The sequence below is a fragment of the Actinokineospora baliensis genome (genome assembly GCF_016907695.1).
Taxonomy (GTDB): Bacteria; Actinomycetota; Actinomycetes; order Mycobacteriales; family Pseudonocardiaceae; genus Actinokineospora; species Actinokineospora baliensis.
Window position 1 is genome coordinate 2874861 of the sequence record NZ_JAFBCK010000001.1, and the last position, 13930, is coordinate 2888790.

Below are 13930 nucleotides of genomic sequence, written 5' to 3' on the forward strand. Positions count from 1 at the left end.
TCGGAGCGCCTCGAGCCGTGGTCGAACGACCTGCCGCCAGCGGGCCGTGGTCGGTGACGACCACAGCCGTGGCGGCGTCAGGCGAGGATTCCCGCCGCCTAGCGCGGTGGAAAAGGGACAACTAGGCCCCTGAGCGGCTCGCGTCTGGACGACGCGCCCGGGGGCGGAGGAGCTACATGTCGGATACGTCTACCCCTGCCGGAAGTGCCGGCGGGGCTACCACCACACCCGTTGACCAGGTTCTGGCGCAGGTGCCCGCCAAGGTCCGCGTGCACGCGCTGGCCAAGCTGCTCGAGGTGAGCAGCAAGGACGTGATCGCCGCGCTGGAGCAGCTCGGTGAGTCCGTTCGCGGTGCGCAGTCCAGCGTGGCCAAGGACACGGCCGAGCGCGTGGTTCGGGCGCTGCTGGGGTCCGAAGACCCCGCGGCGGACCTCGAAGAGGCCGCCCCAGTGGCCGAGCCCGCGGTCGAGGCCGTTGAGGAGCCCGCCCCGAGGCGGATCCCCCCGACGCCGCTGTTCGCCTCGGCGTCACCGCTGTTCCTGCAGCCGGAAGCGCCCGCCGCCCGGCCCGCCCCGGTGACCAGGGAAGAGCCGCCGGTCGAGGAGCCAGAGCCCGTCGAGGCCGAGGTCGTCGAACCCGAGCAGCAGGACCAGGCCGAGTCCGACGACGACGAGGACGGCGGCTCCAGCCGTCGTCGCCGCCGTGGCCGTCGCGGCCGCGGCAGGGGCAAGGGCGCCGCCGAGGACAGCGCGGAGCAGGACGACGAAGAGTCCACCGCGACCGAAGAGGCTGAAGAAGACCAGGCCGCCGAGGAATCGGCGGACTCCGGTGACGGCGCCACCCGTCGCCGTCGCCGCCGTCGTCGCCGCAAGGGCGGGGACGACGCCGACGCCGACGCGGGCGACGACCCGCCGAACACCGTTGTGCACGTGCGCGAGGCCCGTGAGCCGCGCGAGTCCCGCGAGGACAGGGGCGAGGCCGCCCGCGACGAGGTGCGCAGCGTGCGCGGCTCGACCCGGCTGGAGGCCAAGCGCCAGCGCCGCCGCGACGGTCGGGAGGCGGGCCGCAGGCGCGCCCCGATCCTGTCCGAGGCCGAGTTCCTGGCCCGCCGCGAAGCCGTCGACCGCGCGATGGTCGTGCGCGAGCAGGGCGACCGCATCCAGATCGGCGTCCTCGAGGACGGCGTGCTCGTCGAGCACTTCGTCACCTCGTCGGGCTCCGGCTCCCTGGTGGGCAACGTCTACCTCGGCCGCGTGCAGAACGTGCTGCCCAGCATGGAGGCCGCGTTCGTCGACATCGGCCGCGGCCGCAACGCGGTGCTCTACGCCGGCGAGGTCGACTGGGACGCCGCCGGGCTGGAGGGCAAGGCCCGCAAGATCGAGCAGGCGCTGTCCACTGGCGACAGCGTGCTGGTCCAGGTCACCAAGGACCCGGTAGGGCACAAGGGCGCCCGGCTGACCACGCAGATCAGCCTGCCCGGCCGCTTCCTGGTCTACGTGCCGGGTGGCGGCGCCACCGGCATCTCCCGCAAGCTGCCGGAGAACGAGCGGCGCAGGCTCAAGGACGTGCTCAAGCGGGTCGTCCCCGAGGACGCGGGCGTGATCATCCGCACCGCCTCGGAGGGCATCAGCGAGGAGGAGCTCGGCCGCGACGTCCGCCGCCTGCAGGCGCAGTGGCAGGTCATCCGGGACAAGTCCGAGGGCACCAACGGCGTCAAGCGCTCCGGCGCGCCGTCGCTGCTCTACGAGGAGCCCGACCTGCTGGTCAAGGTCGTGCGCGACCTGTTCACCGAGGACTTCACCTCGCTGGTGGTCCAGGGCGACACCGCGTGGGAGACGATCGACTCCTACGTCCGCCACGTGGCCCCCGAGCTGCTGGACCGGGTCCGCAAGCACGTCGGCGTCACCGACGTGTTCGCCGCGCACCGGGTCGACGAGCAGCTGCTCAAGGCGCTCGACCGCAAGGTGTGGTTGCCCTCCGGCGGCTACCTGGTGATCGACCGCACCGAGGCGATGACCGTCATCGACGTCAACACCGGCAAGTTCACCGGGTCCGGCGGCAACCTCGAGGAGACGGTCACCCGCAACAACCTGGAGTCGGCCGAGGAGATCGTCCGCCAGCTGCGGCTGCGCGACATCGGCGGCATCATCGTGATCGACTTCATCGACATGGTGCTGGAGTCCAACCGGGACCTGGTGCTGCGCAGGCTCACCGAGTGCCTCGGCCGCGACCGCACCCGCCACCAGGTCGCCGAGGTCACCTCGCTCGGCCTGGTGCAGATGACCCGCAAGCGCGTCGGCACCGGCCTGCTCGAGGCGTTCAGCACCACCTGCGAGCACTGCAAGGGCCGCGGCGTGGTGGTCACCACCGAGCCGACGGTCAAGGCCGCCACCAACGGCAACGGCAACCAGCAGGCGCAGCCCGCCCAGGCCCCCGACAAGGGGCAGCAGCAGGGCGGCGGCAGGCGCAGCCGCAACCGGGGCGGCGGCGGTGACCAGAACCGCGAAGACGCGGCCAAGGTCGCCGTGCGCGACATCGCGAAGGCCACCGCGAAGCACGACGAGCCCGCCGAGCACACGGAGAACGGGTCGCACCCGGCCCCCGAAGCGGTCGAGCCGACGGTCGCCGTCGAGCCCGCCGTGGAGGAGGCAGCGCCGACGTCACGACGCAGGCGGCGCTCGTCCAGCCGGGCCCAGGGCGCCGCGGCGCCGGTGACCGCGGCGGAGCCGTGGGAGCCGAGCGAACCGGCCGAGATGGCCGACCAGCGGGTGTCCGCCTCGGCGGCGCAGGTGCGTTCGGCGTCGCAGACGCGCCCCGCGCCCACCAGCGAGCCCGTCGCCGCGCCGGAGCCGGTCGCGTCCGTCGTCCCGCCGCGCCGCCGCGTCGCGCGCAGGGCTGCTTCCCGTCCGGCGGGACCGCCGGTGGACGTGGCCCAGGAGAGCTGAGAGAAGGGGTCGAACCGGGGCAAGACCACCCCGGTTTGACCCCTCTTCCAGCCGACACGTAACCTGTCACATGGCCCGCCGCTCGGTGGGCCGCGTCTTGTGAAGCCCGATCCGCTCGTAGTCGTCGCGGATGGTGGTGCGCAAGACCCCCACCGTCTAGTAGCAGGAGACTTCCGTCCCGATGTACGCGATCGTCAAGACCGGCGGCAAGCAGTACAAGGTGGCTGTTGGCGACGTCGTCGAGGTCGAGAAGCTCGAGGGCGCGCCGGGCACCGAGCTCTCCCTCGCCGCGGTGCTCGTTGTCGACGGCACCGACGTCACCTCCGACGCGGACACCCTGGCCAAGGTCTCGGTGACCGGCAAGGTCGTCGAGCAGACCAAGGGCCCCAAGATCCGCATCCACAAGTTCAAGAACAAGACCGGGTACCACAAGCGACAGGGTCACCGCCAGAAGCTGACCCGCGTCGAGGTCACCGGCATCACCAAGTAGAGGACCTGAGCAGCCATGGCACACAAGAAAGGCGCGTCCAGCTCCCGCAACGGGCGCGACTCCAACGCCCAGTACCTCGGCGTGAAGCGCTACGGCGGCCAGGTCGTCAAGTCCGGCGAGATCCTGATCCGCCAGCGCGGCACCAAGTTCCACCCCGGTGTGAACGTCGGCCGCGGCAAGGACGACACCCTCTTCGCGCTCGCCGCCGGTTCGGTGCAGTTCGGCAGCAAGCGCGGCCGCAAGACCGTCAACATCGTCCCGGTCGAGGCCTGAGGCCCGCGGACGACGCTAGACCCTTCGAACGAGGGGCGGGCTGGACGACTCCGGCCCGCCCCTCGTTTCTCGTTGTGAGAGGAATCCCCAGGTGTCGCGTTTCGTCGACCGGGTCGTCATCCACGTGGCTGCGGGCAGCGGCGGCAACGGGTGCGCTTCGGTGCACCGCGAGAAGTACAAGCCCCTCGGCGGGCCGGACGGCGGCGACGGCGGCAACGGTGGCGACGTCGTGCTCGTCGTCGACAACAACGTGCACACGCTGCTGGACTTCCACTTCCGCCCGCACGCCAGCGCCGACAGCGGCAAGCAGGGGCAGGGCGCCAACCGCGACGGCGCGACCGGCGCGGACCTCGAGCTGCCGGTGCCGGACGGCACGGTCGTGCTCGACGCCGACGGTGAGGTCGTGGTCGACCTGGTCGGTCACGGCACCCGCTTCATCGCCGCCCGCGGCGGCCGCGGTGGCCTCGGCAACGCCGCGTTGGCCTCCAAGGCCCGCCGGGCGCCCGGGTTCGCGCTGCTCGGCGAGCCGGGGGAGGCCAGGGACCTGGTCCTGGAGCTGCGGTCGGTGGCCGACGCCGGGCTGCTGGGGTTCCCCTCGGCAGGCAAGTCGTCGCTGATCTCGGTGCTGTCCTCGGCCAAGCCGAAGATCGCCGACTACCCGTTCACCACCCTGGTGCCGAACCTGGGCGTGGTCACCGCGGGCGACTCGGTCTACACCATCGCCGACGTGCCCGGCCTGATCCCCGGCGCCAGCCAGGGCAAGGGCCTCGGCCTGGACTTCCTGCGGCACATCGAGCGCTGCTCGGTGCTGGTGCACGTGATCGACTGCGCCACCTTCGAGCCCGACCGCGACCCGCTGTCGGACATCGACGCGCTGGAAGAGGAACTGGCCCGCTACACCCCCGCCCTCGGCGGCACCCTCGCCGACCGGCCCCGGGTGGTCGTGCTCAACAAGGTCGACGTCCCCGACGCGCGCGAGCTCGCTGAGCTGGTGCGCCCGGAGATCGAGGCGCGCGGACTGCCGGTGTTCGAGCTGTCCACGGTGACCAGGACCGGGCTGCGCGAGTTCAGCTTCGCGCTGGCCAAGGTCATCGAGGAGGACCGGGCCAGCAAGCCCGCGCCCGAGGCCACCCGCATCGTGCTGCGGCCCACCGCGGTCGACGACGCGGGCTTCACCGTCGAGCACGACCCGCACGACGACACCGGGTTCATCGTGCGCGGCGAGCGGCCCGACCGCTGGGTCCGCCAGACCGACTTCAACAACACCGAGGCCGTCGGGTACCTGGCCGACCGCCTGGCTCGCCTGGGCGTCGAGGAGGCCCTGGCGAAGGCGGGCGCGGTCCCGGGTTGCCCGGTCACCATCGGCGGCGTCACGTTCGACTGGGAACCCTCTACCCCCGCGGGCGTGGCGGTGATGATGCACAACCGGGGCAGCGACCCGCGGTTGGAGCAGAACACCCGCGCGGGAGCGACCGAGCGCAAGGCGGCCAAGGTCGCCCGCCGCACCCCGTTCGAGGAGATGCTCGACGAGGACGACGAGTGAGCACCCGCGCCGCGGTCGCCGGAGCCCGGCTGGTCGTGGTCAAGGTGGGGTCGTCCTCGCTGACCACGGCCGAGGGCGGCCTCGACCCGGCGCGGTTGGACGCGCTGGTCGACGCGGTCGCCGCCCGCCGGGCCGCCGGGAGCCAGGTGGTGCTGGTGTCCTCGGGTGCCATCGCGGCCGGTCTGGCCCCGCTCGGCCTGGCCAGGCGCCCGCGTGACCTCGCCACCCAGCAGGCGGCCGCCAGCGTCGGCCAGATCGCGCTGGGGCACGCGTACGTGGCCTCCTTCGGGCGCTACAGCCTGCGCGTGGGTCAGGTCCTGCTGACCGCGGACGACATCGTCCGCCGCTCGCACTACCGCAACGCCCAGCGCACCCTGACCCGCCTGCTCGCGCTCGGCGCGGTCCCGGTGGTCAACGAGAACGACACCGTCGCCACCGAGGAGATCCGCTTCGGCGACAACGACCGCCTAGCCGCCCTCGTCGCCCACCTCATCGGCGCCGACGCCCTGGTCCTGCTGTCCGATGTGGACGCGCTCTACGACGGCGACCCTCGGCTGGGTGCCGCTCGCCGCATCACCGAGGTGGCTGGCGAGTCCGATGTGGAGGGTGTGCGCGCTGGCGCGGTCGGCGCCTCCGGCCTGGGCACCGGCGGCATGGCCTCCAAGCTCGCCGCGGCGCGCTTGGCCTCCGCCGCGGGCGTCCCGGTTCTGCTGGCCGCCGCGGCCGACGCACCGCAAGCCCTCGGCCCCGCCGACGTGGGCACCGCCTTCGCCCCCACCGGACGCAGGCTGACCTCCCGCCGGTTCTGGCTCGCCTACGCGGCGGACGCCACCGGAACCCTGACCCTCGACGACGGTGCTGTTGACGCGGTCGTCGACCGGCGCCGCTCCCTGCTCGCGGCGGGCATCACCACCGTCAAAGGCGATTTCCAGGCGGGTGACGTGGTCGAGTTGGCCACTCCCACCGGCCGTGTGATCGCCCGGGGCATCACCAACTTCGACGCCGCCGAGCTCCCCGCGCTCATCGGCCACTCGACCCACGACTTGCCCACCGACCGCCGCAGGGAAGTGGTCCACGCCGACGACCTGGTCCCGCTCCCGCTCACGCGCTAGCGGTGTTCAGTTGTCCCGGCGGCCTCGCCGGGTCGTCCTCCTTTCTCTCGTCAGTGGTTCCCCGCCTGCCGGTCAACCGGATGACCGGCAGGCGGAGTGGTCTTGGCTGATCAGCTCGTCGTCGCCAAGGCGAACGGCAGCACCGCGCTCGCCCCGGAGTCCCGCAGCAGCGCGGTGGCCACCGTCATCGTCCAGCCGCTGTCGATGCGGTCGTCGACCAAGAGGATCGGGCCCTCCGTCTCGCTGACCCGCGTCGCCAACTCCGCACCCACCGACATCGACTTCCACAGCCACGCCAACCGTTGCGCGCTGTTGGCCTGCGGAGCCGACGCGCCCACGGTGACCTCGCCCAACACCGGGAGCCTGCCGATCGCTCCGATCTGGGCGCCCAGGCTGGCCACCAGCCGGGGACGACGGGACGACCCGACGGTCACCACCCCCGCGGGTCGTTTCTCCCAGCCCCACGCGGCCAGCACCTTCACGCAGGCGTCGACCAGGTCCGCGGGAACCTCTCCGTCCTCTGTGGACGAGAAGAGCTCGCGCAGCCGGTTGCCCCAGCCGATGTCGGTCATCCGACCCAGCGCTCGTCCCGGTTCCGCCAGCCGGGTGGCGGGGATCTTGCCCGAGAGTTCGACGCCGAGCGATGCCATCGCTGTTGGCCAGGCCTTCTTCGGCGTGATCTCGACCCCTGGCCGCCGCAGTTTCTCCTGTGCGATGGCCATTTCCGCCGCCGAGACCTCGACCTCCCACCGTTGGCCGGTGCAGTTGTCGCACCGGCCGCACGGCGCGGCGTGCGGGTCGTCGAGTTGGCGCAGCAGGAACTCCATGCGGCAGCCCGGCGTCTCCAGGTAGTCGAGGATCGCGTTCTGCTCGGCCGTGCGGGCGGCCGCGATCCGCCCGTACCGTTCGGCGTCGTACTCCCAGGACTGGCCCGTGTACTCCCAGCCGCCGCGCACCCGCCGGACCGCTCCGTCCACGTCGAGGACCTTCAGCACCATCTCCAGGCGGCCACGCGACAGGTCCACCCGCGGCTCCAGCGCCATGGTGGACAGCGGTTTGCCCGCCTCGCCCAGCGCATCGATCACCTGGCGCACGTAGTGCTCCGGCGGGAACGCCAACGAGGCGAAGTACGCCCAGATGTCTTTGTCCTCGGTGCCCGGCAGCAGCACCACATCCGCCCGTAGGACGCCACGACCAGCACGCCCGATCTGTTGGTAGTACGCGATAGGCGACTGTGGGGCGCCTACGTGCACCACGAACCCCAGGTCTGGCTTGTCGAACCCCATCCCGAGCGCGGAGGTCGCCACCAGGGCCTTGACCTTGTTGCCCAGCAAGTCGTCCTCGGCGCGGAGCCTGTCGGTGATATCGGTCCGACCCGTGTAAGAGGAGACCTCGAACCCGCGCTCACGCAAGAACGAAGCCAGCTCCTCGGCCGCCGCGACCGTCAGCGTGTAGATGATTCCGGACCCGTCGAGCTTGCCCAGGTTCTCCGCCAGCCAAGCCCACCGCGCCTGCGGGGTCGGTAGCCGCACTACGCCCAAGCGGAGGCTCTCCCGGTCCAGCGGTCCACGGAGGACAAGGGCGTCTTCGGTGCCGAGCCCCAACTGGTGCGCCACGTCCTGCACCACGCGGTTGTTCGCGGTCGCCGTCGTCGCGAGGACCGGTACCCCGTCGGGGAGTTCGCCGAGGAGCGTCCTCAGCCGACGGTAGTCCGGCCGGAAGTCGTGGCCCCAGTCGGAGATGCAGTGCGCCTCGTCGACCACCAGCATCCCGGCGGACGCGGTCAGGCTGGGCAGCACCGTGTCGCGGAAATCGGGGTTGTTCAGCCGTTCCGGGCTCACCAGCAGGACGTCCACATCGCCGTCCGCCACGGCCTCCTGGACCTGCTGCCACTCCTCGGGGTTCGACGAGTTGATCGTCGCCGCCCGCACCCCGGCCCGCGCGGCCGCGTCGACCTGGTTGCGCATGAGGGCCAGCAGCGGCGACACGATCACCGTGGGGCCCTCACCGAGCTCCCGCAGCAGCGCGGTGGCCACGAAGTACACAGCGGACTTGCCCCACCCCGTCCGTTGCACCACTAACGCACGGCGGCGGCGCGCGACCAGGGCCTCGATGGCGGTCCACTGGTCGTCGCGCAAGGTCGCCCCGGGTCCGGCCAGGGCTCGTAGTCGTTCTTCCGCCGAGTGTCGAAGTGCGTTGTCGTCCACATCACATGGATACAGCGCCGGGTGGACCGCCGTCGAGCGGGTCCCCCCAGCCTGTGGACAACTCCGGTGGACAACCCGATCCCGCAGGTGGACCGGCCTCGCGCGGACGCGCACCATCCGCGCGAGGCAGGCCGCCCGGTCATCGTGACCGGGATCTCCGGCGGGCGAAGCGGCGGCTTTCCGCCGGAGCCGTCAGATCCGCACCATGACCTGGTCGAGGTCCTTGCGGATCAGCCTCGGGACGGTCGCGTCCTGTGCGGGGTAGCCGACCGGGATCACCGCGAACGCCTTTTCGTTCTTGGGCCGGTCGAGCACCTCGGAGAGGAACTTCATCGGGCTCGGCGTGTGGGTCAGCGCCGCGAGACCCGACAGGTGCAGCGCGGTGAGCAGCATGCCGACGGCGATGCCTACTGACTCGTCGACGTAGTAGTGCTTGTGCTGGTCGCCTTCACCGTCGAGGTAGTACCGCTGCTCGAACACCACGATCAGGAACGGCGCGTCCGTGAGGTGCGGCTTGTTCTGGTCCGTCCCTAGAGGACGTAACGCAGACAGCCACTCCTCGCCGAGCCTGCCCGCGTAAGAGAGCTGCTCTTCCTTCTCAGCGGCTTCCCGGATCTGGGCCCGAACCTCGGGGTCGGTCACCAGGACGAACGTCCACGGCTGCTGGTGGGCACCCGAAGGAGCCGTCGCGGCCACCGCTATGGCGTCGATCACGACCTGCTCGGGCACCGGTTCCGTGGAGAACGCGCGCACGGTCCTGCGCTCGTCCATCTTGGCGCGCAACTCGGCGGCAGCCTGCAGCGACTCCGCCGCGGTGACCCTGGCGGGCCGGTACGGCACGGGGTCGTACGGCTGATCGTGGATCGGTATCCAAGCCATGCGCGAGAGTCTCCCGGTCCATTGGCCACTCACGGTCATACCGATCCGGTCATAGGACCCGCGTCATGACCCGAACGGTGGTGTTCGGAAGTCGGCCGCGGCGGGCCCCGCGCATGATGTTGCTCATACCGGGACGCCGTCATCGGCGCATGTCAGGACGCCGGGCGGGGGCCGCCGTAGGCTCGCGGGCATGGCTCGCCGGATTGGCATCATGGGCGGCACCTTCGACCCCGTGCACCACGGTCACCTCGTGGCCGCGAGTGAGGTGCAGGCGCGGTTCGACCTCGACGAGGTGGTGTTCGTGCCCACCGGGGTGCCGTGGCAGAAGGACGGCCAGCAGGTCAGCGCCGCGGAGGACCGGTACCTGATGACCGTCGTCGCCACCGCGTCCAACCCCCGGTTCTCCGTCAGCCGGGTCGACATCGACCGCACCGGGGTCACCTACACGGTCGACACGCTGCGTGACCTCAACGCGCGCTACCCCGACGCCGAGCTGTTCTTCATCACCGGCGCCGACGCCCTGGAGCAGATCCTGTCCTGGCACCGCGCCGAGGAGCTGTTCACCCTGGCCCACTTCGTGGGCGTGACCAGGCCCGGGTACAGCCTGGCCGACGCCCACCTGCCCTCCGGCACGGTCAGCCTGGTCGAGGTGCCCGCCCTCGCCATCTCCTCCACCGACTGCCGCGCGCGCGTCGCCTCGGGCCTGCCCGTGTGGTACCTCGTCCCCGACGGGGTGGTGCAGTACATCTCCAAGCGCCACCTCTACGCCGCCGAGGACTGACCGCGAGCGCTCACCCGGTACCCTCGACTGGTTGGACCCCGGGAAAGCGGAACGAGGAGTGACGTGGCAGCGACGCACGAGGCACGCGAACTGGCACTGGTCGCGGCCGGTGCGGCGGCCGACAAGAAGGCCGCCGACGTGATCGTGCTGGACGTCTCCGACCAGCTCGTGATCACCGACTGCTTCGTGATCGCCTCCGCCGCCAACGAGCGGCAGGTCGGCGCGATCGTGGACGGCGTCGAGGAGAGGATGCGCGAGGCGGGCACCAAGCCGGTCCGCCGCGAGGGCGCCCGCGAGGGCCGCTGGGTGCTGCTGGACTTCGTCGACGTCGTGGTGCACATCCAGCACGCCGACGAGCGCTCGTTCTACGGCCTGGAGCGGCTGTGGAAGGACTGCCCGCGCATCGAGTTCGACATGGGCCCGCACACCGGCGAGGTGGGGGCCGCGGCCGAGGACGTCGAGTGACCCTGCGCAGGCTCGTCCTGTGGCGCCACGGCGAGACCGACTACAACGCCTCTGGCCGGATGCAGGGCCACATCGACTCGCACCTGACCGAGGTCGGCCGCAACCAGGCCCGCTTCGCCGTGCCCGCGCTTGCCCGGTTCTCCCCGGACCTCATCGTGGCCTCCGACCTGCGCCGGGCCACCGACACCGCCGCGGTGTTCAGCGAGGCCGTCGGGCTCCCGTTGCGGGTGGACAAGCGTTTGCGCGAGACCAACTTGGGGTTGTGGCAGGGCAGGACCGGTCCCGAGATCGACCTGGAGTGGCCGGGCGGTCGCGCTGAGTGGCAGACCGACGCGACCTGGACCCCGCCCGGCGGTGAGTCCCGGATCGAGGTGGCCGCCCGCGCGACCGAGGTGGTCACCGGGCTGGACGAGGGCACCGACGACACCGTCGTGCTGTGCGCGCACGGCGGTCTTATCACCGCGCTGACTGGCAGCCTCTTGGAGCTACCGGTGGCGAACTGGTGGCAGCTGGGAGGCATCTCCAACTGCCATTGGACAGTGCTCGCCCGTAGAGAGACCAGCGGGCTCGCGTGGCGCTTGGTCGCCTACAACGTTGGCATCACCGGATAGGCCAACCCGGGCGACCGTGCTGATGTTCGGCGACTCGCTGAGCTTCCACGGCCCCGACGGTCCCCACCCGGCCGACGACCCCCGCCTATGGCCGAACCTGGCCGCTGCCAGTGTGGGTGCCCGCACCGAGCTCTTCGCGGGCTTCGGCTGGACCGCACGTGACGCCTACTGGTGCCTTGTGGGGGACCCTCGCGTGTGGACGCACATGCCTAACGCCGACGTGTTGGTGCTGGCCATTGGCGGTATGGACACGCTGCCCTCGCCGCTACCGACCTACCTCCGTCAAGGCATCCGCTACCTCCGTCCGGACTGGTTGCGTCGCCGCGCCCGCGAGGCTTACCTGGCTGTCCAGCCATGGGCATCTCGCGTGACACGTGGGCGGCCAGTGGCGCTGCCCGCGGAACTGACCGTGCGGTACTTGAACGACATCGTGGTCGCTGTGTGGGCTCTTAGGCCTGACCTGCCGGTCGTGGTCATGTTGCCGTCTGTGCACCGGTCGTCCGCCTATGGTTATGTGCACACCGGTAGGCCCCGCGCGGTCGCTCTTGTGCGTGAATGGGCCAAGCGCAGTGGAGTGGTCCTGTTCGACGTAGCCGCGGTCATCGGCGACCACGTCATGGGTGGTCACGGCAACCCAGACGGCATGCACTGGGGTTGGGACGGGCATCAGGCGGTGGCAGTGGCGTTGGCTGAGCACCTGGCGCCGCTGTTGGACGAGCTTCCGGACAACTAGTCTCCTGTCACGTGCCCTTCGCCGTGCTGACAGATTCCACCGCTTACCTGCCGGAAGGTGCGGCAGAGCGGAACGCGGTGCACGTAGTACCGCTTCTGGTGCGTGTGGACGGTCAGGAAGGTCGCGACGGCCTAGACATCGGTCCCGCCCAGTTGGCCGCCGCTCTACGCGATAGGCGGATGGTGACGACCTCTAGGCCCAACCCGGCCGAGTTCGCCGCTACCTACCGCACGCTGCTGGACGCGGGTGCGGACGGTGTGCTGTCGGTACACCTGTCCCGCGAGCTGTCCGGCACCTGGGAGTCAGCGCGGTTGGCCTCGGAGGAGTTCGGCACCGCGGTGCGCGTCGTCGACTCCCGTACGACCGCCATGGGCCTGGGGTTCGCCGTGCTGCGAGCCGCCGAGGTGGCCGCGACGGGGGCGCCAGGCGCGGAGGTCGAGGCGGCTGCTGTGGCGGCGGCGGAGGCGACGAGGTGCTTCTTCGTCGTCGAGACCCTGGAGTACCTGAGGCGCGGCGGCCGGATCGGCGCTGCGGCGGCGCTGCTGGGTACCGCGCTGGCGGTCAAGCCGATCTTGCACGTGGTCGACGGGCAGATCGTGCCGCTGGAGAAGGTGCGCACGACCAGTCGTGCGCTGGGGCGGCTGGTCGACCTCGCGGTGGACGCGGCGGGGGAGTCGCCGGTGCGGGTCGCGGTGCACCACCTGGCCGACCCGGGGCGTGCCGCTGAGCTCGCCGCCCGACTCGCCGCGCGCCTGCCCTCGGCGACCTGCGTCGTGTCGGAACTCGGCGCCGTGATCGGCGCGCACACCGGTCCCGGGGTCCTCGGGGTGGTCGTCGCGCCTCGCTGAGGCCCGAGTTGTCCACAACCCCTCGGGCTGTCCACAGAAGACGGCGGCTACTTTCCGGGGTCTTGCGGGGTCCCTACCGTCGGTTCCATGGCAGACACACAGCGCGTCAACCAGATCGACTCGGTACTGGCCCGGCTCGCCTCGATCGCGGGCCGCCCCTGGGACGGCGCCGCACCCGAGGTTCCCAGACCCCGCAGGCGCTTCTCGGCCGCGGTCGCCATCGGTCTCGTGGTCGTCGGCGCCCTCACACTCGGCGTCCTGACCCTTTCCGGCTCGCCCCCGACACCGGAGCCCGCCCCCGCGCTGGCCGCCGCTGCCGTCGACGAACCTCCGACCCCGAACATCGTGGTCGACATCGTGGGCAAGGTCCGCGACCCCGGCCTCCGCACCCTCCCCGACGGCTCCCGCGTCGACGACGCGCTCCGAGCCAGCGGCGGAGCCCTCCCCGGTACCGACCTGACCACCCTCAACCTGGCCCGCAAACTGGTTGATGGCGAACAGATCCACGTCGGCCAACCAGCGCCACCCCCAACCGACCCCGAACCCGGCGGCAAGGTCAACCTCAACACAGCCACCCTCGCCCGCCTGGACACCCTCCCCGGCGTCGGCACCGTGACAGCCCAACGCATCCTCGACTGGCGCACCAAACACGGCCGCTTCACCAAAATCGACCAGCTGGGCGACGTGGAAGGCATCGGCCCAGCCCGCCTGGAAGCCCTCCGAGACCTAGTAGTCGTCCGATGACCCCCGACCTACCCGCGACCACAGCGGTTCTCGTAACCCTGGTCGCCCTTGGCCTGATCACCCACTGGTCCCTGGCCACCGGCCTCGGCGTAGCGATCTGTGTAGTCGGCGCCGTCCTAGGCGCTGGCAGAACACCCCTGTGACGCGATCCCACGGCAACTGTCCGTGCAGCGGGGAAGGGGGCGACTAAGGTCCGGTGGACGCTGATCGGATTGTCCATTGTGGCCACTAGCTGTCGGTTGCCCGTGGTGAATGTTCGTCTTGCGCGCTGATGTTCTCGCTACTCCCGCGATGCCCGG

The 13930-nt window shown here is 71.2% G+C and carries 13 protein-coding genes; 11 read left to right on the forward strand and 2 right to left on the reverse strand.

The annotated features are described in order from the left end of the window. The first annotated feature begins 176 nt into the window (after positions 1-176). From JOD54_RS13750 to proB, 5 genes are all read left to right on the forward strand, one after another. Positions 177-2945, forward strand: coding sequence for a translation initiation factor IF-2 N-terminal domain-containing protein (locus JOD54_RS13750; protein WP_204450907.1), 2769 nt, complete (start codon positions 177-179; stop codon positions 2943-2945). A gap of 181 nt (positions 2946-3126) precedes the next feature. Then, positions 3127-3435 carry a 50S ribosomal protein L21 gene (rplU, locus tag JOD54_RS13755; protein WP_204450908.1) on the forward strand — a complete coding sequence of 103 codons (309 nt, stop codon included), beginning with the start codon at positions 3127-3129 and terminating at the stop codon, positions 3433-3435. A 15-nt stretch (positions 3436-3450) separates the two neighbouring features. Beyond that, the gene (gene rpmA, locus JOD54_RS13760; protein WP_092777103.1) at positions 3451-3708 is read left to right on the forward strand and encodes a 50S ribosomal protein L27; all 258 of its coding nucleotides are present in this window, start codon (positions 3451-3453) and stop codon (positions 3706-3708) included. A gap of 91 nt (positions 3709-3799) precedes the next feature. Further along, entirely contained in the window at positions 3800-5251 is a 1452-nt protein-coding gene (obgE, locus tag JOD54_RS13765) for a GTPase ObgE (protein WP_204450909.1), read from the forward strand. Then, positions 5248-6363, forward strand: a complete 1116-nt coding sequence (gene proB / locus JOD54_RS13770) for a glutamate 5-kinase (protein ID WP_204450910.1) — start codon at positions 5248-5250, stop codon at positions 6361-6363. Before obgE ends, proB begins: the two co-directional genes overlap by 4 nt. A 110-nt stretch (positions 6364-6473) precedes the next feature. Here the strand turns inward: proB and JOD54_RS13775 are convergent, their stop codons facing one another. Beyond that, on the reverse strand, positions 6474-8570 hold the full coding sequence (locus JOD54_RS13775) for a RecQ family ATP-dependent DNA helicase (RefSeq protein WP_307860000.1): 2097 nt from the start codon (positions 8568-8570) through the stop codon (positions 6474-6476). Between the two features lie 192 nt (positions 8571-8762). Further along, a complete protein-coding gene (locus JOD54_RS13780) occupies positions 8763-9449 on the reverse strand; it encodes a nitroreductase family protein (protein WP_204450912.1) in 687 nt (228 codons plus the stop codon). A 190-nt stretch (positions 9450-9639) separates the two neighbouring features. On the opposite strand from JOD54_RS13780, the gene nadD reads away from it, so the two are divergent. From nadD to JOD54_RS13810, 6 genes are all read left to right on the forward strand, one after another. Further along, positions 9640-10230, forward strand: coding sequence for a nicotinate-nucleotide adenylyltransferase (gene nadD, locus JOD54_RS13785; protein WP_204450913.1), 591 nt, complete (start codon positions 9640-9642; stop codon positions 10228-10230). Between the two features lie 63 nt (positions 10231-10293). Beyond that, entirely contained in the window at positions 10294-10695 is a 402-nt protein-coding gene (gene rsfS / locus JOD54_RS13790; protein ID WP_204450914.1) for a ribosome silencing factor, read from the forward strand. Beyond that, positions 10692-11306 (forward strand): histidine phosphatase family protein, encoded by a 615-nt coding sequence (locus JOD54_RS13795; RefSeq protein ID WP_204450915.1) that lies wholly within the window; start codon positions 10692-10694, stop codon positions 11304-11306. Before rsfS ends, JOD54_RS13795 begins: the two co-directional genes overlap by 4 nt. A 22-nt stretch (positions 11307-11328) precedes the next feature. Continuing rightward, positions 11329-12039 (forward strand): diglucosylglycerate octanoyltransferase, encoded by a 711-nt coding sequence (gene octT / locus JOD54_RS13800; protein WP_204456265.1) that lies wholly within the window; start codon positions 11329-11331, stop codon positions 12037-12039. A gap of 11 nt (positions 12040-12050) precedes the next feature. After that, a complete protein-coding gene (locus tag JOD54_RS13805) occupies positions 12051-12887 on the forward strand; it encodes a DegV family protein (RefSeq protein ID WP_204450916.1) in 837 nt (278 codons plus the stop codon). Positions 12888-12974: 87 nt separating this feature from the next. Next, positions 12975-13631: a ComEA family DNA-binding protein gene (locus JOD54_RS13810; RefSeq protein ID WP_204450917.1), complete on the forward strand. Its 657-nt coding sequence runs from the start codon at positions 12975-12977 to the stop codon at positions 13629-13631. Positions 13632-13930 lie beyond the last annotated feature (299 nt).

What these genes read in the sequence shown, in the direction of transcription:
- JOD54_RS13750 (WP_204450907.1), top strand. Translation starts at nt 177, where the DNA reads ATGTCGGATACGTCTACCCCTGCCGGAAGTGCCGGCGGGGCTACCACC.
- rplU (WP_204450908.1), top strand. Translation starts at nt 3,127, where the DNA reads ATGTACGCGATCGTCAAGACCGGCGGCAAGCAGTACAAGGTGGCTGTT.
- rpmA (WP_092777103.1), top strand. Translation starts at nt 3,451, where the DNA reads ATGGCACACAAGAAAGGCGCGTCCAGCTCCCGCAACGGGCGCGACTCC.
- JOD54_RS13780 (WP_204450912.1), bottom strand. Translation starts at nt 9,449, where the DNA reads ATGGCTTGGATACCGATCCACGATCAGCCGTACGACCCCGTGCCGTAC.
- nadD (WP_204450913.1), top strand. Translation starts at nt 9,640, where the DNA reads ATGGCTCGCCGGATTGGCATCATGGGCGGCACCTTCGACCCCGTGCAC.
- octT (WP_204456265.1), top strand. Translation starts at nt 11,329, where the DNA reads ATGTTCGGCGACTCGCTGAGCTTCCACGGCCCCGACGGTCCCCACCCG.
- JOD54_RS13810 (WP_204450917.1), top strand. Translation starts at nt 12,975, where the DNA reads ATGGCAGACACACAGCGCGTCAACCAGATCGACTCGGTACTGGCCCGG.